Here is a 26,328-nt window from a genome sequence, read left to right on the forward strand (position 1 = left end):
AAGGAGAAATACCAATGCAGTATGAAGGAAGGATATTCCGCCCGCCGAGCGAGGCGCGCAGCCTGATCGTGCAGGCGACAGTGGGATGTTCGCATAATCGATGTACGTTTTGCAGCATGTATAAAGAAAAGCAGTTCCGCCTGCGCGATTTGCAGGACGTCCTTACCGACCTTGCGGAGATGGCGGGGCTGTATCCGGATGTGCGGCGTATTTTTTTGGCGGACGGCGACGCGCTCATTTTGCCCATGGAGCGCCTGGAGGCCATCCTGACGCTCATCCGCGAAAGATTTGCGTGTTGCGAGCGCGTGGGCATTTACGGCTCGCCGCGCAGTATTTTACGCAAAACGCCGGAAGATTTGCGTACATTGCACGAGTTGGGGCTGGGCATCGTGTACCTCGGGCTGGAATCGGGCAGCGACGAAGTGCTCAAACGTGTAAACAAGGGCGAGACTGCGGATGAGATCGTCGCGGCGGGCTTAAAAGTGAAGGCGGCGGGCATCCCGCTTTCCGTAACCGCGGTAAACGGTCTCGGCGGCAAAGAGCTTTGGCGCGAGCATGCGGTAGGGACGGGAGAAGCGTTTACGCGCATGAAGCCGGATTATATTGGGCTGCTGACGCTTTTATTAGAAGGCGACGTGCCGCTGGAGCGGGACTATAAGGCGGGGAAATTCGAGCTTTTGGGCCCGGAGGAGACCGCCCTCGAAACGCTGGTGATGCTCGAGCACATGGATTGCGAGGGCAGCGTGTTCCGCAGTAACCATGCTTCCAATTATATTTCGCTGCGCGGTACGCTCAATGAAGATAAGGAAAAAATGATGGCACAGCTGCGCTTGGCGCTTGAAGGCAACGCAGCCTATAGGAAAGAAACGATGCGCGCTCTGTAATAAAAGGGGACGGCTATGGAAAAGACGTTAAAAAAGGTGGGAAAAGTGGTTTTGATCGTGGTGCTCGTGGTCGCCATACTGCTGGCGGCGCTGCTCATATTTTTAACCGCTACCGAATATAACCCGCAGGAAACGGAGAAGCTTAGCGTGCCACAGGGGACGCAAACGGCTGCGGTGGGGGACGAGCTCTCGTTTTTGACGTTCAATACCGGCTATGCGGGGCTCGATCAGGACGAGGATTTCTTTATGGACGGCGGCAGCGGCGTGAACCCCAAAAGCCGCGGGCAGGTGGAGAGTAACTTAGCGGGCATCGCGGATACATTAAAGGAATATCCCGCGGACGTTTATTTCCTGCAGGAAACGGACGTTAATTCGGGCCGGACGTTCCATATCGACGAAGCGGCATATTATGAAAATGCCTTAGGCCTGCCGGGAACGTTTGCCTACAATTATAAATGTAATTTTGTGCCCTATCCGCTGCCGATGATCGGGCAGGTGCAAAGCGGGCTGCTTACCATGAGCGGACTTGCGGCGCGAAGCGCACAGCGGGTATCGCTGCCTGTGCCTTTTGACTGGCCCATCCGTACATGCAACCTGAAGCGCTGCCTGCTGGTGGAACACATCCCGCTTGAGGGGACGGATGCGCAGCTTGTACTGGTCAATTTGCATCTGGAAGCATACGACGACGGGGAAGGAAAAGCGGCGCAGACAAGGGTGCTTGCAGATGTCCTGCGCAGTGAATACGAAAAAGGCAATTATGTGGTCGCGGGCGGGGACTTCAACCAGACGTTTCCCGGGGTACGGGAGTATCCGGCGGTGGACGAAGAAAACTGGAAGCCCGGCGTGATCGGTGAGGACGTACTGCCGGACGGGTTCCGTTTTGCCTTTGACGACAGCCTGCCCACGTGCCGGCTGCTTTGTGCGCCGTACACGGGTTCTTATGAAACGTCTCAGATGTTTGTGATCGACGGGTTCATCGTATCGCCCAACATACAAGTGGAGGAGGTACAGACTATCCGCACGGATTTTGCCTATTCCGACCACCAGCCGGTCAGGATGCGCCTTACGCTGACGCCTGCGGTTTAAAAAAGAAAACCGCTTCTGGCAAAGAAGCGGTTTTTTGGTTATTCTTCTACTTCGATCGCGCTGGTCGGACAACTGCCCGCCGTTTCACGAACCGAATCTTCGAGCGCGGGGGTATCCGGCTGGGCATATGCCTCCGCAAGGCCGTCATCAGCCATGCGGAAAATCTCCGGGCACATACCTTCGCACAGGCCGCAGCCGATGCAGGTTTCCTTATTGACAGTTACTTTCATAAGAATCAGTCTCCTTTCTGTGGGAATACAACCACAAGGAACATTTTGAAACGTTCCTGTGCAAAGACCGCATGCGGATGGCGCGCGGGCATGACAATGGACTCTCCTGCGTGCAGGATGTGTTTGTTGCCATCGATCGTTACCTCGCCTGCGCCATCGAGAGCGATGACGAGCGCATCGCCTTCGGACTCGTGCGTGCTGATCTCCTCGCCTTTATCAAAGGCAAACAGCGTAAGGCTTAAAGCTTCGTTTTGCGCGATGGTCTTGCTGGCAACCTGTCCCTCCAGGTAAGACACCTGGCCTGAAAACGGCAGCACACTTTCGTATGCAAGGTTCTTCATGTATTTTTCCATAACGGTTGCTCCTTTGCTTTTTTCTATTTATAGTATACCCATAAAATTGTATTTTATACGTTGCATTTGCAACGAAAACAAAAAAATCCCCGTGCATCCTCGGAGCCGAGGACGGTCGCCGGGAATATTGCACGGGGACTTTTGTTCGTTATGTTGCCGTGAGCCTGGTGGCGTCTATCAACGTACCGCATTGAGGACACCGGTACTGGTCGCTGCTCCCGTGGGCCAGGGAACGGAATTTACAAATGATTTTGCACTTTCGGCAAGTACCGTACGCTACCAGCTCGCCCCGGTAAGACCGGTCTTCCCTGCGCTGCATGGCGATGCACCTCCCTTTACAGATACTCGGTGTCCCTACCATAACATGAAGGCGGGAGGGAAGCAAAAGGCAGGTGCAGAAGGGAAAGCGCGGGAAAGGGAGGGAACGCATGGGCAGGCACGGCAAAGCGATTTATCTACAAAAAGCGGGTTAAATGCGCCGGGAAGGGATATAATAGAAGGAAAAGGAGAAAGCAGATGGGAAGGATGCCATACCATATCCATGTTTTTTTATACAGGGAAAGAAAAGGCTCATTTGAATTTGCCGTTTTCGAGCGCTCAGACCTGCCGGACATCTGGCAGGGTGTGAGCGGCGGCGGTGAAGCAGGCGAAAGCGTGGTGCAGGCTGCGCTGCGCGAATGTATGGAGGAAGCGGGGGTGACGGAGCCGGGACGGCTTTATCCGCTTGACAGCGTCAGCGTAATGCGAAGTACGGTGTTTGCCGAATGGACACAGGCCTGGGGGAAGGATATCGTTGTTTTGCCCATGTATTTCTTCGGTATGCCTTACGACGGAGAGGTCACGCTTTCGGAAGAACACCTCGCGTTTGAATGGATGGACTACGAAAAAGCAAATGCAAGGGTGGGGATGCCCGACCAGAATACAGCGCTGTGGGAGCTCAATGAACGGTTGCGGCGCAAAAACCTTAAGCGCGCGATACCCGCGTGGATGGAACGGCCCTGGCGGATGGGAGAAGGACGCTAAAAGAATAGAAACAAAAAGACCGCTTCTGACAGGCGGTCTTTTTGTTGCCCCAAAAATCATACTTATATCACACAATGGACGTGAAGGATATTTATGTGCCATTCAAATGCCTCCCAACCCCTTATTATAAAATTATAAAAATAATAAATTTCGCAATATTACAACAGGAACACATTCTCGGGAATGTGTTTTTCAATCCCACAAACGGATATAACCGAATGGATATATACGTTTAAACAGAAGGGATCGCGGAGCCGTATTAATACATATGCGGTCTGGTAAAGGATTTTATTTGAACGGAAAGCTAGACTTTTTCGATCGGCGCCCGGGGGAATGGATTTGACGCTTTTTTTGGTCAAACAGAGGTTGTTCAGCATCAAAACCAGTATAAACGGAACAACTGAAAAAGTCTACTTTATGGGGAAGGCTGCTGCGGCGGTATCCAAATATTGGCAAGGAGACGCGGGAGAAGGAAAATGCAACTGACAATTACGACGAACTATGCAATACGCATCATTATGTGCCTTGCGGAAACAAAACGCGTAACACCGGCGGGTGAAATATCGGAAAAAACAAAGATTGCAAAAAAATCGCTGCTGGCAACGGCCAACAAACTGAAAAAGGCGAACCTGATCGTAGGGCACAAGGGCGTATCGGGCGGGTATAGCCTTTCGCGTGTGCCGGAAAGGATCACATTGCTTGAAATCATGCAGGTGACCGAAGGCAAGGGGAAGATCAGCCAATGTTTGGAGTCGCCCGGGAACTGCCCATTGCCGATACCAAATTGTCCGCTGCGCAGTTTTTTTAATGAAGTACAACAGGATCTGGACGACCGGTTTTCCGGTATGACGATCGGCAACCTGTTAAAGGAACAGACCCAAAACGACCAAGTGGCAACGAGACCTGAATAAATACGGAAAAAGGAGACAATAGTGAAAATAGCGCTTTGTGACGATCATAAAGAAAATATCATGTCGTATGCGGATATTCTTGTAAGGATATGCAGAAAACATCGTATTGAGTTGGAGATCGATCCGTATATCAGCGGGAGCCAGATGTTGTTTGAGCTCGAGGACAGCAAGAAGCATCCGGACTTGATCTACCTTGATGTAGACATGCCGGGGCAGGACGGATTCGCCACGGCACGGCAACTGCGGGAGCAGGGGTACGGAAGCGAGATCATTTTCCTTACTTCGTGCAGTACGGCGGACACGATCTTAAAGGCTTTTGACGTGAGGGCGTTCCACTATATTGTACGGGATGAAACAAGCCTGGAACGCTCGGAGGAGATTTTTTTACAGGTATATGAAAGATGCAGGAAAAAAAGCAGGGAAACCCTTATTTTTTCCTGCGCGGGAGAAACGCGGAAGGTGTTTGTGGAGGAGATCAAATATTTCGAGGCGCGCGACCATTACATCACGGTATACTACGGCGCAGACGCTTTTGAATTTTATTCTACTTTTGGCAAGATAGAAAACATGCTGTATGGGCATGGCTTTTTGCGGACACACCGCTCTTTTATTGTAGCGCGGGACAAGATCATGCAGATCAGCAGGAACCAGATCGAGCTGCGGTCAGGGGAAACGATACCCGTAGGGCGCGCTTATATCAAGGCGGTGAAGCGTGCATGGGAACCGTTGACGGAACCCGTATAAAAAGTAAAATTGCGTCGTTGGCGTGAAAAAATGCGTCGTTCACGATGTAAGCCACACAAGCAATGGATTTTTCTGTACAAATAAACTACCAAAGAATACAAAACTGTACAGAAAGGGGCGGTCAAAACGAAAAGGAACAGGCGAAATTATAGTATCATCATTTTTCTGGTATGCGTACTTGTGGTCAGCATACCTTTGTCCGCCCTTGCGAGCAGCGGCGGCCAGTCGGGATACCACCACCAGGACTGGGAGGGGGAGTATTGCCTGCAGGCGTACGATGTGACGTTGTCGGCAAAGGAAGTCTATGAACTGCGCAAGGAAGGAACCCTGGAAGCGGAAATCCTTGCCCGCTCACGGGCGACCGCACAGGTATGGGGAACTTGGGAGCATGTGGAAGGCGGATACCAGGCGGTGGAGCTTGGCGTTTTGAAAAATGAACAGCCGCTGGGCGACCACCCCGTGACATTTTATGTGAATGTGGACAACAGGGAGACGGGCTATATTGGGGTCACGGCACATGTAACAGAACCGGAGCCGACACCCGATCCAACGCCGGAGCCAACGCCGGAGCCAACGCCGGAGCCGACGCCGGAGCCGACACCCGAGCCGACGCCGGAGCCGACACCCGAGCCGACACCCGAGCCGACACCCGAGCCGACGCCCGAGCCGACGCCCGAACCGACGCCGGAGCCGACTAAGACAGCCGTGCCAACTGGCAAACCTGCGGCGCGGCGAACGAATACGCCGGAGCCTGCGGAAGAAACGATACCGGAACGAACCCCGGAGCCTGTGGTTAAGCCGACGCCAGCCCGGACAGCGGAAAACCGGCCGGTTAAAAAAGCGGAAAAAGAGCCCGTAAAAGAAGCGATCCCTGAAGAAACGGAGCAAAATGCCTGGACGCCCCTTGCAACAACGCTTTTCAGCGGATCGATCGCGCTGGCGGCGGTCTTTTTGATCAGCATCTTAAAGGATGTGCAAACGATCCGCTGGTTTAACGGCAAAAAGAAAAAATAAGATGAAAGGAAACATGCGATGAATCACCTTGAAATAGTTGGAATGATACTGCTGGCGGCGGTTGCTGCGGCAGGGGTCATCATAAAATGTATCACCCGCAGGAAGCTTAATGATATGGACGGGATCAGCGATGTGTTCCTTTCGGAAAATGACGAGAAAGTGTCGGGGAAGTTTTGAGATGGGCAATACGGAAGATGTTTTTTCCCTGGTACAACCGAAAAGCGACGACCCGGAAGTCATACAGTTTTTTGAGATGCTGACCCTTCCTCGTTCATTGTTTGGATATGACAGGGAGCACGTAATCGACGCGCTGCATTGTCTTGACAAACTATACCAGAACAGGATCGCAGAGCTTAAGAAGGAAAACCAACGGGACCGGGAATTCAGGCGCGGCCAGGTGGAACAGAAAGAGGATACGATCGTCCGGCTCACAAAGCGTGCCGAAACGCGAAGCATCGTGGACTGGAACATTCCCGGCGGGGAGGCCGTGGCCCCGCGCCGGCGGATAGACGTGATTTTGGGGATTCTCCCAGAAATACAGCAAAGCCTTGACCTGTTGATCAAAAGGGCGGCAATGGAAGCGCGGCGGATATGCGCAGAGGCCCGCAGGCGGGCTGATGAGCTCTTGGAGGAGAACCGCAGGCAGCTCGCGGAAGAACGCAGGCAGCATGCGCAAGCGCTTGAAAAAATGTCGGAGCTGAAAAGAGAATACTTTGCAGACTTAAGCGCAATGCAGGCGATCCTTACGGATATGCAGCTGGAAGCGGACAACTTCCGCAAACGGCTGGAAGGTATCCGGGAAGAAAAGCATTGGGCGCAAGGGTAGCAATAATCGGAAATAAGAAAGGAAATAAAGCAGAGATGAAAGATCGTATGGAGATCCAGCAATTGAAAAAAATGGGCAAACGTGAATTGGTACGCCTTGTACAGGACTGTGACGACGAGAACCGGAAGCTGGCAGAGGAGAGCGAAAAAAAGCAAAACCGGATCAAAGAGCTGGAACAGCAGATCGTCACGTTGCAAGGGTATATGGCGGAAGCGGCGGAAAAGCAGCAGAAGATGCAGGTTCGTTATCAGGAACCGGGCTCCCTGGCCGACTCCATGATCCAGGTGAACGGCGTGATCGAGGCGGCACAAAATGCGGCCAAACAATATCTGGAACGGATCCGTGAAATGGAAGCTGTAAAACAGAAGGAAACGAAAGAAGCGATCGAGGCGGCACGCAACGAAGCGGAACGGATCATACTCAAGGCGAAAACGGGCGCCGCGCAGATACAGGAAGCCAGCAGCAATGTCCTGCAAAGCCTGCAAACGGAAATCGACAGGATGCTGAATGGCGCACGGGGCGAATACGAACAGCGGATCACGGAGGAAACGCATCTTTGGGGAACAGAAGCGGCCGGGGAAACAGATATGGCGCCGCCGTCTTATATACAGCCGGTACAGGAAGAACCGAAAAAGGTTCCGCACTTAAACGAGATCCTGAACCCAATGCAGGAGGAAGAAAAAGAGGAAGCAGAGCCTCCAAAGCCGGAGGTGGATATGCCGGATGCAGATGGAGCGCCGCCGCAGAGCGGGACGGCTGAAAAGGCAGACGATTTTGCGGATGGGTTGAGCGAGGAGATCAGGAGCGTGATCAGCGACCTGACCTACAAAACGCAGCATCTGGGAGAGCAACTTAAGGATACCTATTAAGGCAAGGTCAGTGAAGTGATAAGGAGGGGTTATCTGTGGCTGGAATCAATCAGGAAATCAAAGAATTACAAAAACTTGGCAAAATGGATCTTATTATTTTGCTGGGGGAATTGAGCGAAGAGCTCGAAGGGTTTGAAAAGGATAACCGTGAAAAAGAGGACAAGATCACAGCCCTTGCGCAGGAAAACGAAACGCTGCGAAGGGAAAAGGAGATGCTGGCCAAAAAAAACGAGTCGTTGATGAGCCAGGTACAGGCAGCGAACAGGAAGCTGCTGGACTTGGAAGAACGGCCGTCCGGCACACAGGCGATCGAGGCGGTCGCCCGCAGGATGAGCGAAATCGCACGGCAGACAGGGGAACAGCTCCATCTGCTGGAAGAAATGAAAAACGAACGCCGGCAGGATACCGCTTATACAGCACGGGACGCGCAGGTCAAGGCACAGGCTATCATTGAATCCGCGCAAAAAAGAGCGGTCGGGATCACCAAGCAGCTCCAGCAGACGAATTTGGAGATGCTGTCCAATATGCAGGCGGCGATCGACCGTGCCCGCAGCGGGTATGAGGCCGCTTTTGAGGAAGGGAATATCCGTGCTTTCCCGCCGCAGGAAGAACAAGTCGTGCTGAGTGCGGAGCAGGCGAGGAATCTCTTAAAAGTCCTCAAACGTTTTGGAAAACCGGGCGAGGCGACACAGGCTGAAGAAGGATAAAATTCCGGAAAAAACGGATAAATATGGAACAGTATGGATAACAGGAAAAGGATTCCCCCAAAGGGTGCGGAAGGGGAAAGATGGCGTCCGAGCCTTCAGGCGGTACGCGCGGAGATCGAACGCCTGCAAAAGCGCAGGGACAGGAGAAAAGAGGTATGGGGCATCATAAGCCGCGTGCTTTTTGTGGCTATGGCGGTCATGCTGATCAACATTTATGTGGTACGTATCGCAACGGTCAACGGGGCGTCCATGCAGCCGACCCTGCAGGACGGGGACGTGCTCCTTTGCAGTTCCCTTGGATATACGCCCGACTATGGCGACATCGTAGTCACGGAAATGGATGTGGGGGAAGGCGACCTCGTAAAGAGGGTGATCGCCCTTGCGGGGGATACCGTGGATGTTGATTACCGGACTGGTACGGTAAGCGTTAATGGGGAACGACTGGATGAACCGTATATTTTAGAATCGACAAACCTCAAAGGAGACATCCAGTTCCCGGTCGAGGTTCCGGTAGGGCGCGTGTTCCTGCTGGGGGATAACCGCAACAATTCCGTGGACAGCAGGCGGAGCATCCTCGGCATGGTACCCGAATGTACGCTGCTGGGGAAAGTATATTTCAGGGTTTTCCCGCTGGACAGGATAGGAGCCCTGTAATCAAGGCAAAATGTGTCGTTTGCGTAAAGAGAATGTTGTTCACGATACAAAACACACAAAAACCGATATTTATTGCATAATCTGATCACGGTAGATACTGGGGAAGACAGCCCCGGAACGAATAGAAATCACATGAGTCCTCAAAGGATTGGCAGGATGAAGGAGAAGGAAATGAAGAACAATTGGCAGGAAAAAAAGCAGGAATATATTCAGGAGCAGCAAAAAACTTCCGCGAAAAAACGGACGCGCAGGCTCCTCCTGATTATATTGGCGGTTGCCATTGGGCTGAGCAGCGTGATCACGGTATTTGCGCAGACAAGTACCGATACGGCCGCGCCCGAGCCTGTGGAAACGATGGAAACAATGCCGCAGCAGGAAGAGCAACCGGGGCAGCAAGCGGAAACGGCAACTGAACCGGAGGAGATACAGGCCCCGCCGCCGGAAGAAACAGAACAGCCGGCGGAAGAATCGCCTGCCATGGGAGGCCTGTGGATCTATACTACGATCACAGGTGAAAATATTGCGGAAGGCGAAACGGCGGAATATACGCTTAAGGTAAACGGCGAAGCCTATGCCGGCCAGAATTACCGCCTGTTTGACGTGACAAAAGACCCGGCGCAGGAGCTGGGAACCTTTGCAACGGATGCAGAAGGCAGGATCGCCATGGAAACAGGCCGTGCGGCGCTGTTTGAAAACATTGCGGACGGAACGGGGTATGTCGTGGAAGGAAGCGCGAAAGAGGGCTTCTCCTTTGTGGTTCCGGAAAATAACGGAACGCTTGAAAATACTGCGGCGCTGGCGCTGAATACGGAAGGCGATGTTTCCGCGACGGGAACCGTAACGCAGGAGGGAAGCACGGCGCAGTTGGAACTCAGGCAGGATGCGGCGGAGGCGCAAGAGGGCGCCGCGCCGGAAGCAGGGGCGAGCGATGACGCGCAAGCAGCGGAAGCAGAAGAAACGCCCGCGTTGGAAGCGCCGCAGGCAGATGCGGACGGCCCTGCAGTCGTTCCTTTTGCGGAGGAAGAGACCCAGAGCTATAAATTTGACCTGAAATGGATCGCGTACGACAGTCTGCCGGGCACCAAATCGGATACAGACCTTTCGCTTGACGGCTGGAACAATACGACCAAAAAGACGATCAAGGCGCAGGTCACGTTTTCCAATAATACGGATTACGCGGTTGGCGAAGTACAGATCCGTATTCCCCAGACCCTGCTCACATACCGTGCGGGAACACCGATGAACGGTGCGAACTGCAACTTTGTGGACATCGGCGTGCCCAAGGCGCCGGATATGATCGCCGCATCGGATTTCAACTATACTATAGACCCCGATACGGGCGACGTGATCCTTACTAACTGCAAGGCCATCAAGGCGGGCGGCAACAACCTGATCCAGATCGCATGGGCAGTGGACGCTATGGGCGTTGTCGACGAGACGGATTTTGGCTTTTCGGCGCAGCTCACGACCAAAGGCGTAACGCAGCCGGCCAGCAACGCCATCACGGGCACGATCGACACGTCCGCTGAGGTGGCTTCCGCTACAAAAGCGGTCGCGAACGGCGGCAAGGTCGCGAACTGGGCGACCGTCCAGACGTACGCGCCAAACATGGCGGGGCAGGCGCAGCCGGACGATTTCAACGATTATTGGTATTTGGTATACCAGATGCGTTACAATGTCACTTTTACGCAGCCGTATAACGTCAAGCTGACGGAGCTCCCGGGTACGGGAGGAGAGCTGGTGGGCGGTTATACGGGAAGGATAGGCTCCGGAACCTCGACAAGCGCCCAGGCAGGCTGGTGGGATCTTACGGATAATACGCTGACCTTCGATTATAACCGGCTGCTCAGTACATATAGCTCAAGCTATCGTGATTATCTCACGAACTCAGCCTATAGCAGCAGTTATTTTTACGCTGTCGTCCGTTTCCCCAAGGACCAGTACCCTGCGGGAACGAATGTGGAGAACAACTTCAAGGTGGAGCTGACCGGCGTGGATGACGGGATCACCAGCACGCAGGAGAAATCCGTAGCGGTGCCGATCGTGGAGTGGACGCCCCCGCGGCCTACGGGCAGCCTTTACTATACGTATAAAACCACCAACGGCAACAACGACATCGTCCCGGTGCTGAAAACGTCGATGGACAACGGTCAGGATTTTGATATGGCGTCCAGCAACGTTTCGACGGTCAACAACGGCACTGTCAAAACAAATTTCTATACGTACGCGTACGGGCGGAAATATTTGAACGAAAACAGCATCCCCACTCCGGAAAACAGCAAGATGAACGTGGTGGCGGAGGATGGGCGTATGCTCGCCAATAACGTACCCTTGGGACCGGAGGATTATTATATCTCCAACTGGGCGGTCAGTATCGCGGATATCCTCTGGATCATCGACCCCAGCCAGGAAATGTCTGATTATTCCAACTTCTATTCCCCGACGGGCAATCCGGTCAAGCTTTATGTGCAGACGGGGGCAGACCCGGGTACGTGGAAGGAAGCGGGCGAGATTTCCTATGAGAATTTTGTGACCAAGGCTGCGGACTATAAAGGGTTCGAGCGCTATGTCAGCGCGGGCACGATCGATGCGATGGCTTATGTACCGGATGCGCTGAAAGCCGAAGGGATCTATAAGGTCAAGGCGGAACACGCGTCGGATTCTTCCCATGGGTGGACGTCGCAGGTTTACATGTATATCCATACGACGATCAAAAGTGATTCCCCTGTTTTCCAGTCGCTGGTGGAGGATTCTACCGCAACAGGCAACCGTATCACCTTCCAGAACTATTCGGATAACCATATCGAGCTCAACGGCTCGCAGGTATATAGGCAGGAGTACAACGCCAATAAATACTTTGTACCCATGTACACGGTAAACGGACATACCAAATCGGTGAGCCTGACAAACGACAAAACGAACAGCCAGGTCAAGGCGAATATCACGCTGACCGGGTCGCAAATGCTGCGGTACAACTATTACGGCACCTCATCTTCGTATTACAGTAATGTAACCTTCCAGCAATTAAAGGACGCGGGAGGCGCTACCCTCGAGCAGCTTGGCTGGACGCAGAAAGATTGGGTGTTTTACGACCTGCTGCCGGAAGGATATGCGTTCGACCCGAACGTAGCCATCACAGCGGCAAGCGGCTACAACAATACTGCCAGCCGGACTTATTTCCTGTCCAACGACGACGTGAGCGTCACGTCGTACGATGTGATCGAGGATTACAAGGGCACCGGACGCACGATGGTCAAGGTGTATGTGCATACGGAATTTAACCCGAATCCGACCAATAACGGCGAAGCCTATTACAGCGACGGCCTGTTCTTTAACCTCTCCGTGAAGCTGGGGGCCTATTACCGCTACACGGATTACAAGACGGCGAACGGCAAGGAAAACGATTCGGCGTGGCAGCCGCAGGAAGGAACCTTCCTGGGCGTGGGCAACCAATACAGCAGCAGCGAATATGTGCGGCCGGACAGCGGCGCGAACGCGCCTTCCGGCGTCGGCAAGGATGAAAACGGCGCCTCGTATTTTGCCGACCTGAATGAAAACGGCAATACGGAAGAGATGAATACCCAATACGCCTCCGCAAGTTCGACGATCGATATCACGGTGGCCACGGCCACGGGTATCACCAAGACCGTCAAGGAAGATGCGGACAAGTTTGCGACCTACGATGAAAATGCGCGCGTGGCGACGGGAGAAACGTATACCTACCGCCTGCAGGTACAGAACACGGACGGCGGCACGATGAAAAACGTGGTTATCTTCGACCGTTTGGAACGTGCGGCCATCGACCGCGCAGGCGTAGACGATATCGTCTTTGACGGTACGTACTGGCAGGGCACGCTGGATTCTGTGGATACCACTATGCCGAGGCGCAAGGGGATCGACCCGGTGGTCTATTATTCCACCAAGGCGGACGCGGCCTACGACTTATCCGACGCGGCTTCCGCGTGGACGACGACAAAGCCGGCGAATATGAGTACAGTCAAAGCGATCGCGGTTGACCTTTCCAAAAAGACGGACGGAACGGATTATGTGTTTGCGCCGTTGGAAGGAACCTATATCGGGCTCAAGATGGATGCCCCTTCGACGCTCACAGAGCCGACCATCCATGCCTACAACAATCCGGCGTGGATCAACGAATTCACGGCGGCGACGGGTGAAACCAAGACGGAGACCACGCTGGGCAACGCTGTCACCGTAGAATTATTCGAGGCGGCGGAGCTGCGCGTAAGCAAGCAGGCGAGTGGGCTTGACCTGGGCGGCGTGGACTTCAGCTATACCCTACTGCAAAACGGCGAACCTTACGGCCCGGCTGAATATACTTTATATGATATCAGCGACCCGGCGAGCCCCACGGTGGTTTCGGGTACGTGGGCAACGGACGCAAGCGGTAAATTTACGCTCAAGGCCAGCCAGATGGCGGTATTTGAGCGCATGGACAATAAAGCGGCATACAGCGTGACGGAAGCGGCGATGACGGGAAATACCATCGTATCGCCGGAGGGCGGCGTCGCCACGGGAACGCTCGATAAGGACAAAGCGCAGGTCGTGGAGTTTGTCAACGATTATATTGGAAACCTGGCTAAGCTGCGGCTCACAAAAAATGTGAACAAGCTTTCGGGCGGCGTTGACGCGCCCGCAGGGGATACGTTTGAGTTTACAGTGAAGCTGGGCAAAACAACGGATACGATGGCGCCGTATGCAAACCAGGAATACAGGCTCTACCAGTCGAACGGAACGGAGATCACCGAAGGCGGGCCCTTTAAAACGGATGAAAACGGTAAGCTGGCCCTGAAAGCGGCGCAGTATGCGGAGTTCCCGCAGGTTGTGAAGGGCTGGCGGTACGAGATCAGGGAAACGGCGAAATCGGACTACACGTTCTACAGTCCAAGCACGGGCGTATACAGCGGCGTGATCACGACCAGCACAGCACTGATGCCGACGACGAGCGCTACCTTTACCAACCGGTACGAGGCGTACCGTCCGCTTAACGTGGAAAAAACGGTAACGGCGACGCCGGGCTACACCGCCCCGGAAGGCGATGAATTTACATTTACGGTGAAGGTACGCAACATATTGTACAACAGCCAGGCGTATAAGCTTTACGACATCACAGACCCGGACAACCCGGTGGAGCTGATCGGTACCTATACGACGGACTCGAACGGCCAGATGAAATTGAAGGCAGGCCAGCGCGCAGTCTTTTCAGGGATCCTCGCGGGGTATGCGTACGAGGTGACGGAAGATACGAAGGAGGACTATGTCACATCGGGTACGGACGCCAAGGGGACGGTTCCAAGCGGTGAAAACGGCGCGACGGCAACATTTAATAACCACTATGAACCGAAAAATACACTGACAGTGGAGAAGAAAGTCGAATCCGCAGAAGGCTTAACGGCCCCGGCAAACGACACTTTTGAATTCACGGTCACGCAGAACGGACAGCCGCTCGCGAATACGGAATATACTTTATATGACGCAAACGGCAATGCGGTAAGCGGCGCTTACCAGACAGACGGCGAAGGCAAGCTGACCTTAAAAGCGGGGCAGAAGGCTGTATTGATGGCGCTGCGCGGGGCTTCCTACAAAGTTGTGGAGACGCCGGCCGCGGATTATACCACGACCCAGACGGGCGATACGGGCAGCGTCGCAAACGACGACAGCTCGAAGGCAGCGTTTACCAACAAATACGACCCGAAGCGCGACGTCAGCTTAACGAAGCTGGTGACCTCAGCGGAATCCCTGAGCGCGCCTGTGGACGATGAATTTACCTTCACGGTGAAGGTGGACGGCAAGGCGCATCTTTATAAGACTTACAAGCTGTATTACGCGGAGAATGCGGAGATTGGCGACGCGGCAGACTGGATCGAGGTGCCGGGGAACCATGCGACGAACGAACGCGGCGAGCTGAAGCTGAAAGCAAACCAGCGCGCAGTTTTTGAGGATCTTCCTGTAGGCAGCACATACGAATTTGTTGAGAGCGCAAAGGACGGCTATACGTCCCGGTACCTAAGCTCCGGTGCTCCGGCAAGCGGCAGCGTAGGTTTAAGCGACGTTAAAGTGGTTGTAAACAATACGTATGCGCCAAAACAGGGACTGACCGTAAGAAAGATCGTTACGGGAACGGGCGCTCCGGCGGACGATATGTTCACATTCACCGTCAAGGTGAATAATGCGGCGTACGCGAACCAGGGCTATAAACTGTATAACGCAGATGGTACAGAGGTGACGGCAGGCGCTCCCTATACGACGGATGCGCAGGGTAAGTTAAGCCTTGCGGGCGGCCAGTATGCGGTGTTTGAAGGCATCCTTTTAAACTCGGGATATGAGATCACCGAGGATGCAAAGGCGGATTACGTACAGGACAAGACAAAGGTAAACGGAAATATATCCTCTGCGGGCAGCGTGGCGCAGTTTACGAACAGCTACGAACCGAGGCGCAACCTGGCGGTGCAAAAAACGGTCACGGCGCAGCCGGGACTGAGCGCGCCGGCGGATACGGACTTTGAATTCACGGTCAGGGTCTCGGAGGAAGCCTACGCCAATCAGGCGTACAAGCTTTACGGCGCGGACGGCAATGAAATCGCAGGTTCTTATGCGACGGACGCTGATGGAAAGTTGACGCTGAAAGCGGGACAAAAAGCGGTCTTTGAGGGAATTTCCGCAGGACTGAAATATGAAGTAACGGAGACGCCCGATGCGGATTACGTGACAAGCACGGCAGGTTCGTCAGGACATATCGCAACGGACAACAGCTCGACAGCGGCGTTTGCAAACCACTACGCGCCTAAGCGCAGCCTGGAGGTCGGCAAGACCGTGACGGCCAGCCCGGGATTCATCGTCCCGTCGGGCGAAAAGTTCGCGTTCGTGGTGAAGGTGGACGACGTTGTATACAAATACAAAGAATACAGGCTGTACGACGTAGCCGACCCGGCAAATCCGGTCGTTATCCCGGGCAGCTACATGACGGACAAAGACGGCAGGCTGACGCTCGAAGACGGCCAGAAGGCTGTGTTTGAAGGCATTGCGGTAAACAGCACCTATGAAGTGACGGAGGAAGCCAAGGACAATTACACGGCGGCCGATACGACATTGGACGGCAGTATATCCGAGGGCGGCGGACAGGCTGCGTTCACGAACAATTATGAACCCAAACAGGGCCTGACCGTAAGGAAGACGGTCACAGGCAGCGGCGCGCCCAGCGGCGACGCGTTTACCTTCACGGTGAACGTGGGCGGCAGCGCGTATGCAAACCAAGCTTACAAGCTGTATGAAAACGGCGCGGAACAGATTGGCGTATATACGACGGACGAAAACGGGAAGCTGACCTTGAAGCACAACCAGGAAGCGGTCTTTGGCGGGATCACCGTCAATACGGACTACAAAGTGGTGGAGGATGCGAAGGAGGACTATGTAGCGGACAACGCCTCGCAGAGCGGGAAGGTTACGCTTGCGGGTTCGACAGCGGCATTTAATAATGCCTATGCCCCGCTGCGCACGCTGGCGGTAAGCAAAACGGTCACGGGCGAAGGCGTTCCGGAGGGCGCACTCTTTGAGTTCACGGTCAAGGTCGCAGGCGAAGCGTATGCCAACCAGGCCTATAAGCTTTACGACGCGGATGAAAGCGAGATCGCGGGCTCCTATGCGACGAACGGAGACGGCAAGCTGACCCTTCAGGCAGGCCAGAAGGCTGTATTTGAAGGAATCCTGGCGGGAACAAGCTACGAGGTATCGGAGACGGCAAACGCCGACTATGTGACTTCGTCAACGGACAGCAGCGGCACGATCGGCCCGAACGGTTCGATGGCTTCGTTTGCCAACAGCTACGAGCCAAGGCGCAACCTGGAGATCACCAAAGCGGTGACGGCGGCGCAGGGCCTGGCCGCGCCAGAAAACGATGAATTTACGTTCACGGTGAAGCTCGGCGGGACGGAATATAAGTACAAAGCGTACAAGCTGTACGACGTGAGCGATCCGCTTGCCCCCATTGAGATCCCGGGCAACTATATCACGGATAACAAAGGCCAGCTGACGCTGAAAGCGGACCAGAAAGCGGTGTTTGAAGGCCTTGCCGTCGGCCAAAGCTACGAGGTCACGGAGAGCGGCAAGGACGGCTACACGGCGGATCATACGTCGCAGTCCGGCCATGTCGCGGACGGCACAAATATTGTAGCGTTCACCAATAACTACGAGCCTAAGCAGGGCCTGACGGTACAAAAAACAGTAACGGGCATCAGTGCTCCCGAAGGCGACGCGTTCACCTTCACGGTGACGGTCGGCGGCAGCGCGTACGCAAACCAGCCGTATACGCTTTATGGCGCGGACGGGTTGGAAATCGCGGGTTCATTTGCGACGGACGCAAACGGAAAGCTGCCCCTTCAGGCAGGCCAGAAGGCAATATTTGGCGGTATCCCTCTCGGTACGGCATACCAGGTGACGGAGGACGCGAAAACGGACTATGTCCAGGACCAGATAAACGTAAACGGAACGATTTCCCCCGTGGGCAGCGTGGCGCAGTTTACAAACAGCTACGAACCGAGGCGCGACCTTACGATCACTAAGACGGTAACGGGCGAGAACGCCCCGGCGGACGCTACGTTTGAATTCACAGTCAAGATCGCGGGCGAAGCGTATGCGGCAAAGGCCTACAAGCTTTACGGCGCGGACGAAAGCGAGGTCACAACAGGTGCGCCTTACGCAACGGACGCAAACGGTAAGCTGTTCTTAACGGCGGGACAGAAGGCGGTGTTTGAAGGACTTTCCGCAAGCTTGCAGTATGAGGTCACGGAAACGCCGGATGCAGATTATCAGGCGACATCCACGGACAGCAAGGGCACGGTTTCCGTAAATGGAGCGACAGCTGCGTTCCATAACAGCTACGAGCCAAAACGCGGTTTGGAGATCAGCAAAAAGGTAACGGCCGCACAGGGCTTCACGGCCCCGGACGGCGACAAATTTACGTTCACGGTAAAGGTGGATGGTGCGCTGTATGTGTTCAAACAATATAAGCTGTATTATACGCCGGAAGGCTCGGCGCCGGTGGAGATTCCGGGCAACTACACGACGGACAAGAACGGACAGCTGACGCTGGAAGCGGATCAAAAAGCGGTGTTTGAAGGCTTTGCGGTAGGTACGGCTTACGAGGTCACGGAGAGCGGCAAGGACGGTTATGCGGCGGATCATACGTCGCAGTCCGGCAATATTGCGGACGGCACGAATACGGCGGCGTTCACCAACAACTACGAACCCAAGAAGGGCCTGACAGTAAGTAAGACCGTAACGGGCACGGGCGCGCCGGCTGGTGACGCATTTGAGTTCACAGTCAACGTGGCGGGCGCACCGCATGCAAGCCAGGTATATAAACTGTATGGTTCGGATGGCAGCGAGATCACGACAGGCGGCCCGTTCAGTACAGATACAGACGGCAAGCTGAACCTCAAAGCAGGACAGACGGCATTGTTTGAAGGCATCTTAGAAGGGACGGCCTATGAAGTAACGGAAACGCCCAAAACGGACTATGTACAGACGAGCCCTGCAAACGGCGGCAGCGCAGCGGGGAATATCTCCCCTGCGGGCAGTACGGCGGGCTTTGTCAACAGCTATGAACCGCAGCGCAGCCTGACGGTGGAAAAACATGTAACAGGCGAGGGCGCGCCCGCGGACGCGGCGTTTGAATTTACGGTCAACGTAGGCGGCAGCGCTTATGCAAACCAGGGCTACAAGCTTTACGGCGCGGACGGAAGCGAGATCACGGCAGGCGCGCCTTACGCGACGGACGGCGAAGGCAAGCTAACATTGCTGAATGGCCAAAAAGCGGTATTTGAAGGGATCGTGGCTGGAACTTCCTATGAAGTGACGGAAGCACCCAACGGCGATTACCAGATGGCGCAGACAGGCGCAAAGGGCAGTGTTGCAGGGGATAACAGTTCCGCGGCAGTGTTCACCAATCACTTTGGCCCGTCGAGGAATATTGTGGTATCCAAAGCGGTCAAGGGAAGCGGCGCACCGAGCGGCGAAGAATTTACCTTTACGGTTACGCTTGACGGCACGCCGTACGCAAACAGGGAATATAAGCTCTTTAACCTGACGACAGGCGTGCAAATTCCCGGAACGTACGCGACAGACGACAACGGACAGTTAAAGCTGACGGCAAACCGCAAGGCGGTGTTCGAGAACATCGCGGTAGGCACTGCCTACGAGATCGTGGAAACGCCCAAGGCGGATTACACGGCGACCCCCGACCGCTATGAGGGAAGCGTTACAGTGGACGGCGCAACAGCGGCGTTCGTCAACAGCTACGGGCCGACGCGCGATCTTTCGATCGACAAGACGGTTACGGGCGAGGGCGCTCCGAATGGCGACGCGTTCGGGTTCACGGTCAAAGTGAACGATGCGCCGTATGCGAATCAGGCTTACAAGCTGTATGACAAGGCCAGCGGTGCGGAGATCGCGACGGGCGGGCCGTATGCAACGGACGCGGACGGCAAGCTGACGCTTGTGGGCGGACAGAAAGCGGTCTTTAGCGGACTTGCGGTAGGAAGCAGCTATGAAGTAACGGAAACGGCGAAGGCAAATTATACGCAGGTGAGCCCGGCAAGCGGCGTACAGTCCGGCAGCGTCACCATGAGCGGCGCAGCGGCATCCTTTATCAACGGTTACTTGAAAGCAAGCATCGAAGCATACAAGACAAGCGATAAGATGCTTGATACAAATGACAGGAACGAGGTCACGGGACAACGCGTATCGCCGGGCGACGAGATCACCTATACGATCCACGTGAAGAACACGGGCGCGGCAGACGCTGCGAACGTGACGGTGCGCGATTACATCCCGGCAGGGACGACGTATAAGGACGGCAGCGCAACAGCGGGCGGCGAACTGAAAACGAACGCAGGCGGCAGCCAGTACATAAATTGGAACCTGCCGGCAGTGGCGGTAGGCCAGACGACAGAGGTAAGCTTTACGGTCACGGTAGACGAAGTACCGCAAAACACAGCGCCGGTGACGATCAAAAACGCGGCGATGCACGATAACGGCAACCGCAAACCCAAGGATCCTGAGGATCCCGACCCCGGCACGCCGACGAACGAGCTGGAAAACCCGACGCTTTTGATGGTGAAGGAAGTGAGCCCGGCGGGCGACGTGCGCGAAGGAGACGTACTCACTTATACGATCCGCGTGACCGCTTCGCAGGGCGGCGTAAAGGGCGTTGAAGTATCCGATATCCTGCCGGACGGACTCTCGCTTGTCAAGGGCAGCATCCGCTATACGCTCTCGGGCGGCAGGCCTGTATCGGCAGGGTGCGAGTACCTGGACGGCGTAGTATACTGGCCGACGGTCGATGTTCCGGCAGGCGAATCCACATTTGTCTTCCGGGCGATGGTAGAAAGACTTGCGGACGGGACACAAACGCTTGCAATCAAGAATACGGCGGTCGTCAAGACGCCGGGCACGGATCCGCGGGAAACGACGGAAACAAGCAGCACCGTCAATACGCGCTGGGCGGAGCTTTCCAAAACGGCGGCGCTCGTTGTGGACGGTTCGCCGGTCGCGGAAGAACGCGGGACGGCAGACAGTCCGGTACAAACAGAGCTTTCGCAGGTGGTGGAATACCGCCTGCGCGTAACCAACAAGGGTTCTGGCGCGCTTACGAGCGGCGCCATCGTAGTGACCGACGTATTCCCGCAGGGCACGGCGTATGTGGACGGCTCGCAGGCGGACGCCGTATTCAGCGGCGGCGCGGGTACGGCAACATCCGTGAAGGAGGTGACGGCAGGCGGCGTGAAATGGACGCTTTCCGGCATGTCGGCAGGGGAAACCGCATTGCTCACGTTCCGTGTGAACGCTCCGGCAACGGCGGACGATCCTGCGACGGAAGCAAAAGAGCTCTCGCGCGTATTTGAGAATATGGCGCAGATGACCGACACGGAGATGAGCGAAAAAACATATAGCGAAACCGTCACCACAGTGGACAAAAACGGCGAAGAAACGCGCTATACCACGACGCAGAAGGTATATGAGGAAAAAGAATACAGCAAAGACTCTGAAAAGACGTACCATGAGGTGCGCGAAGCCCTGGTAACGGCTGAGAAGTCGAGCGTGGTGAAGAGTCCCGCACCGGGAGAGCTGATTCCGGTGGTACAAGCGGGCGACACGATCGAATACACGATCACGCTTAAAAACAGCGGCGAAGCGGCGGCAAAAAATGTGCAGGTGCGCGACTATGTGCCGGCAGGCACGACGCTCGTTGGCTCCAGCATATCGGACGGCGGGATACCGAGCAGCGCGGATACGCGGACACGCATCGACTGGGTGATCCCGGAGATCGCGGCAGGCGGGCAGGCGACGGTGAAGTTTAACGTAACCGTAAATGAACTGGCCGAAAGCGAAACCGCGGGAATCGTGACAAACGGCGCGTATTACCGTGTGCCGGGCGTGGACGAGGAAAACCCGGAAGACCCGCAGAAACCCGACGGGGATTACGGCCGGACGAACGAAGTGAACCACCAGCTGACATCGCTGGTGAAGGTCTCCGATCCGATGGGCGGCAGCGGCGCGGGCGACGCTGCGGAAATCGTGCAGGGACAGGTCGTGAAATATACGATCCAGTTCAACGCGCAGCAGCCGGTGACCGACCTTGTCATAATGGATAAGGTGCCGGAAGGCATGACGCTCGTAGCGGGCAGTATCCATTATGTGGGTGCGGACGGCAGCAGCGTGAATGTTCCGGACAGCGCGTATGACAGCGCGGTCAGGACGATCACCTGGCCGGCGGTCAGTGCGGCCAGCGGCCAGACGGCCTTTGTGTTCAGCGCATCGGCAGACAGGCTCGCGGGCGGCGACACGTATCGGCTTTATGAAAATACGGCACATGCGGAGATGAATGACGGCCACGATAACCGCGTGGAGGAAGACACCAATACCATCACGCATGAGGTGCGCGATGGACAGGCGGACATTACCAAGACGGCGGCGCTCGTGGTAGGCGACGCAGTCCAGACCGAGCAGCGCGGCAGCGCGGACAGCCCGGTCGATACCAAGCGTTCGCAGATCGTGGAATACCACCTGCGCGTACAGTACGCGGGCGAGCAGGGCGCGAAGAGCGGCAAGCTCGTCGTGACCGACCCGATCCCGGCGGGAACGACGTTTGTGGACGGCAGCGCGACAGGCGCGATGAGCGTAACTGTGCCGGACTCTGCGGCTACGGTCGGGGCGGGAACGCTTACATCGGGCGGAGTCAGGTGGGAAATCGATGGCATGACGGCCGGCGAGGAAGCATACCTTACATTCCGCGTGACCGCGCCGGAGACGGCAGGGGAAACAGGAACAGTCGTATTTGAGAATACGGCAAACCTGGTGGACGAAGAAAAACAGAATACGCTGGACCAGAACGGAAACCATGTCTATGGCGAAGGCGAATACGATAAGGATTCGCAGACGACCTACCACAAGGTAACCGAGCCGAAAGTCAGCGTTACCAAGGTAAGCGACAGGATGGTGGGCGGCGATCCGAACGTACAGGGACAGCTGGTAGCGCCCGGCGACGAGATCACCTATACGCTCAAGGTCGTGAATACGGGTACGGCGGCAGCGGAAAATGTGACGCTGCGCGATTACATCCCGGCAGGAACGACGTACAAGGACGGCAGCGCAAGCCACAGCGGGCAGCTGAATACCGTAAACGGCAAACAGTGCCTGAACTGGAACCTTGCTGAGCTCCCCGCAGGGGAAGAAAACGCGGTTGATGTGACGTTTACCGTGACGGTGGATGAATTCCTTACGCAAAATATGCCGGTAGAGATCGTAAACGCGGCGTCGCATGACAACGGCAACGAGCAGCCCAAAGACCCGGAAGACCCGCAGGATCCGGAAACGCCGACCAACGAAGTGAACAACCCGACCCTTTCTTATGAGAAGGTGAGTTCGCCCGCAGGCGGTACGGTGGATGAAAACGGCAACGCAGTGAACCCGGGGATCGTCCGTGAAGGCGACATCATCACGTACGACATCAACGTAACGGCTCCTGAGGGCGGCGTGAAAAACGTGGTCATGACGGACGCACTGCCGGACGGCGTGAGCCTTGTGGCAGGATCGGTAAGCTACAAACTCGGCGATAACGCACGGGTAGCGGTGGACGAAGCGGACGCACACGTGCTCGGCGTTGTGACATGGCCCAAGGTGGATATCCCGGAAGGAACGGCAAACTTCCGCCTGAAAGTGATGGTCGACAGGCTAGCTGACGGCGAGACGACTAAGGTGATCGGCAATAACGCGGTGCTCAGGCAGGATAACCCGGGAACGGAGGATAAGGAATATCCGCCGACAAGGGAAGTCACGCATGAGGTTTGGAGCCGCAGCGCAAGCATCACCAAGACCGCGGCATTGATCGAGAACGATGTGGCCAAAGACGAAAATTGCGGCAGTGCGGATACTCCGGTAGATACGCAACGCCGCCAGGTCGTAGAATACCACATTACGATAACAAATACCGGCGCGCAGGGCATGAAGAGCGGCGACATCGTAGTAACTGACCCGGTACCCAATGCCTGTACATTTGTGGAAGGCTCCATCACGGGCGAGATCAAAAATGCGGTGAGCGGATCGACGGCGGCGATCAAGTCGGCGGAGATGACGCAGGACGGCGTACAGTGGGTCTTAAACGGCCTTGATAACGGCGAGCAGGCATACCTCACATTCCGCGTGAGCGCACCTGCAACGTGTGCAGGCGAGCCAACGCTGACCAAGGTGTTCACAAACCAGGCTAACATGACCGATAAGGCAATGAGTGAAACGAAATACAGCGAGACGGTCACGACAGTGGACAAGGACGGCAATAAGACGGAATGCCAGCAGGGTGATACGGTCTTTGCAGAAGAAGAATATGCGCTTGACTCTGAGATCACATACCATCAGGTAAGTGAGCCCCTGGTCACCATAGAAAAATCCGCCGATCCGGCAAGCCCGGCTGAAAACGGATTGATCCCGGTGGTGAGGGAAGGCGATGTAATCACCTATAAGCTGACGGTCACGAACACGGGTGCGGCAGCGGCGGCGAATGTGCGCGTAGCGGACTTCGTACCGCAGGGCACGACCTACGTTGCGAACTCGGCAACGGGCAGCGGCGTATTCACGAATGCGACGGGACGTATCGACTGGACGATCGCGCAGCTTGCGGTCGGCGAAGAAAACAAGGTGGAGCTCACCTTCCAGGTGACGGTGAACCGGGTGGCGGAAGAGGATGCGGGCGTGCTTACCAACGTCGGGTACTTATACGTACCGGACGCGACAGACCCGAACCCGCCGGTAGACCCGGACGATCCGGCGCCACCGGTAGACGAATACACGCCGTCCAACGAGGTGCAGCACCAGACGCATACGTTCGTGAAGACGGCAGACCCGATGGGCGGAACGGACGAAGCGACTGCCACGGAAGTGAAGCAGGGACAGGCGATCACCTACACGATGCAGTTTAACGCAGGCGAAGCGGTGAATAACGTTTCCGTAAGGGATACGGTACCGCAGGGCCTCACGGTCGTGCCGGGCAGCATCCAGATCATCGCGCCGGACGGCAAGGTGACGCAGCTTCCAGACAGCGCATACGACAGCGCGTGGAGGATCATCACCTGGAGCGCGGACAGCGTGCAGCAGGGTGTAACAGGCTTCCGTTTCAAGGCGGTCGTAGATAAGCTGGCAGACGGCGAAACGGCGAAATTATTCGTCAATAACGCGTCGGTCACATACAATCCGGGCGGCGGAACCCCTGTCACCGAGGAGAGCAACACAGTGACGCACAAGACGCAGGCAGGTACGTCCGCGATCAGCAAGGCGGCGGCGCTCGTGGAAAGCAATGTGGCCCAGCCCGAAGCAAACGGCACACAAGGCTCGCCGGTAATGGCGCAGCGCGGACAGACAGTGGAATACCGCCTGCGCGTAACGCGCACAGGCGCGCCGAGCGGAGACCTCGTCATCACCGACGCGATCCCGGACGGCACGACGTTTGTGGAAGGCTCGGCGGCGGGCAGCATCCAGAATGCTGTTTCCGGATCGGGCGCAAAGGTAAGCTCGATCGGCATCAAGCAGGTTAAGACGCCAAGCGGAAGCATGAAAAACGGCGTGGAATGGGTGGTAAGCGGACTTTCCGAAGGAGAGACGGCATACCTAACGTTCAGGGTCACAGCGCCCAGGACGACGGACAATCCGGATACGCCTGAATACGAGCTGACCAAGGTGTTCGAGAATACCGGACGCATGGAAGACAGCTCAAACGCGGGCCTCTTCTATGAAGAAGATACGGGCACGCACAAGAAGGGCGACGCGGTGTACGCAGGGGAAGAAACGACGAAAGTAACGGAAACGACGTACCATCAGATAACGGAGCCGGCGCTGGAAGCGGTAAAATCCTCGAATCCGGGAGACGGTGCGCAGGTGAACGCCGGCGACACGGTCACCTATACGATCAGCGTCACCAACAAGGGCGCAGGCGCGGCGACGAACGTAATCATCCGCGACGCGATTCCGCAGGGTACGACGCTTAAAGCGGGCTCTGCCAAGTGCAGCACCCCGGGCATAAGCGCAGACAGTGTCAAGATCGGCGGAAAGGATGGCCTTGCGTGGATCATCCCGCAAATTGAAGCGGGTGAAACCGTGACCGTAAGCTTTGCGGTAACGGTGAACGAAATGGCGCAGGCAGGAACGAATGCGATCGAAAACGTGGCGCAAGTGAAGGAAGCTGCGCCGGATGAGGATCCAAAGAATCCGACAGACGATGGGTTCAAGGATACCAACAAGATCACGCTGACCCAGACGCAGACAGCCGCGGGGGCATTCCCCAAGACAGGCGACGAAGGCGGACTGCCCATGAATATGGTGATACTGTTCGCTCTTGCAGGAGCAATACTGGCAGGACTTGTCGTAGTGCTCCTCCTCCGCAAACGCCGGAGGGACTCACAGGCAGCATACGAGGCGTATCTTGACTCGCGTAATCGGCATTAAATGAAGCGACAGCGATTGAC

15 protein-coding genes are annotated in these 26,328 nt (G+C 55.7%); 12 read left to right on the forward strand and 3 right to left on the reverse strand.

Annotated elements, in window-relative coordinates:
* Nucleotides 1-14 precede the first annotated feature (14 nt).
* Both BN6471_RS04450 and BN6471_RS04455 read left to right on the forward strand, forming a co-directional pair.
* Nucleotides 15-884 carry a radical SAM protein gene (locus BN6471_RS04450; RefSeq protein ID WP_066645926.1) on the forward strand — a complete coding sequence of 290 codons (870 nt, stop codon included), beginning with the start codon at nt 15-17 and terminating at the stop codon, nt 882-884.
* A 15-nt stretch (nt 885-899) separates the two neighbouring features.
* Nucleotides 900-1,970: an endonuclease/exonuclease/phosphatase family protein gene (locus BN6471_RS04455; RefSeq protein ID WP_066645928.1), complete on the forward strand. Its 1,071-nt coding sequence runs from the start codon at nt 900-902 to the stop codon at nt 1,968-1,970.
* A gap of 38 nt (nt 1,971-2,008) precedes the next feature.
* Here the strand turns inward: BN6471_RS04455 and BN6471_RS04460 are convergent, their stop codons facing one another.
* The 3 genes from BN6471_RS04460 to BN6471_RS12845 all read right to left on the reverse strand — a co-directional run bounded on the left by BN6471_RS04460 (nt 2,009) and on the right by BN6471_RS12845 (nt 2,872).
* Complete coding sequence (locus BN6471_RS04460) at nt 2,009-2,200, reverse strand: ferredoxin (RefSeq protein WP_066645930.1); 192 nt, start codon at nt 2,198-2,200, stop codon at nt 2,009-2,011.
* A 5-nt stretch (nt 2,201-2,205) separates the two neighbouring features.
* A complete protein-coding gene (locus BN6471_RS04465; RefSeq protein WP_066645932.1) occupies nt 2,206-2,553 on the reverse strand; it encodes a cupin domain-containing protein in 348 nt (115 codons plus the stop codon).
* 148 nt (nt 2,554-2,701) lie between these two features.
* Entirely contained in the window at nt 2,702-2,872 is a 171-nt protein-coding gene (locus BN6471_RS12845; protein ID WP_156511788.1) for a hypothetical protein, read from the reverse strand.
* Nucleotides 2,873-3,069: 197 nt separating this feature from the next.
* Here BN6471_RS12845 and BN6471_RS04470 point away from each other — a divergent pair, with 197 nt between their 5' ends.
* The 10 genes from BN6471_RS04470 (at nt 3,070) to BN6471_RS04510 (ending at nt 26,308) form a co-directional block, all read left to right on the forward strand.
* Nucleotides 3,070-3,576, forward strand: a complete 507-nt coding sequence (locus BN6471_RS04470) for an NUDIX hydrolase (RefSeq protein ID WP_066645933.1) — start codon at nt 3,070-3,072, stop codon at nt 3,574-3,576.
* A gap of 476 nt (nt 3,577-4,052) precedes the next feature.
* The gene (locus tag BN6471_RS04475) at nt 4,053-4,487 is read left to right on the forward strand and encodes an RrF2 family transcriptional regulator (protein WP_066645939.1); all 435 of its coding nucleotides are present in this window, start codon (nt 4,053-4,055) and stop codon (nt 4,485-4,487) included.
* A 21-nt stretch (nt 4,488-4,508) separates the two neighbouring features.
* Nucleotides 4,509-5,231, forward strand: coding sequence for a LytR/AlgR family response regulator transcription factor (locus tag BN6471_RS04480; RefSeq protein WP_066645941.1), 723 nt, complete (start codon nt 4,509-4,511; stop codon nt 5,229-5,231).
* A gap of 180 nt (nt 5,232-5,411) precedes the next feature.
* Nucleotides 5,412-6,245, forward strand: a complete 834-nt coding sequence (locus BN6471_RS13075) for a hypothetical protein (protein ID WP_204213229.1) — start codon at nt 5,412-5,414, stop codon at nt 6,243-6,245.
* A gap of 18 nt (nt 6,246-6,263) precedes the next feature.
* The gene (locus tag BN6471_RS12855) at nt 6,264-6,422 is read left to right on the forward strand and encodes a hypothetical protein (RefSeq protein ID WP_156511789.1); all 159 of its coding nucleotides are present in this window, start codon (nt 6,264-6,266) and stop codon (nt 6,420-6,422) included.
* A 1-nt stretch (nt 6,423) separates the two neighbouring features.
* Nucleotides 6,424-7,071, forward strand: a complete 648-nt coding sequence (locus BN6471_RS04490; RefSeq protein ID WP_066645945.1) for a hypothetical protein — start codon at nt 6,424-6,426, stop codon at nt 7,069-7,071.
* Between the two features lie 35 nt (nt 7,072-7,106).
* The gene (locus BN6471_RS04495; RefSeq protein ID WP_147553982.1) at nt 7,107-7,940 is read left to right on the forward strand and encodes a coiled-coil domain-containing protein; all 834 of its coding nucleotides are present in this window, start codon (nt 7,107-7,109) and stop codon (nt 7,938-7,940) included.
* Between the two features lie 35 nt (nt 7,941-7,975).
* Complete coding sequence (locus BN6471_RS04500; protein WP_066645948.1) at nt 7,976-8,647, forward strand: hypothetical protein; 672 nt, start codon at nt 7,976-7,978, stop codon at nt 8,645-8,647.
* 33 nt (nt 8,648-8,680) lie between these two features.
* Nucleotides 8,681-9,301 (forward strand): signal peptidase I, encoded by a 621-nt coding sequence (gene lepB / locus BN6471_RS04505; RefSeq protein ID WP_082903336.1) that lies wholly within the window; start codon nt 8,681-8,683, stop codon nt 9,299-9,301.
* 171 nt (nt 9,302-9,472) lie between these two features.
* Complete coding sequence (locus tag BN6471_RS04510) at nt 9,473-26,308, forward strand: DUF7601 domain-containing protein (RefSeq protein WP_066645953.1); 16,836 nt, start codon at nt 9,473-9,475, stop codon at nt 26,306-26,308.
* The last annotated feature ends 20 nt before the right edge of the window (nt 26,309-26,328 follow it).

The organism is Christensenella timonensis (genome assembly GCF_900087015.1).
Classification (GTDB): Bacteria; Bacillota; Clostridia; order Christensenellales; family Christensenellaceae; genus Christensenella; species Christensenella timonensis.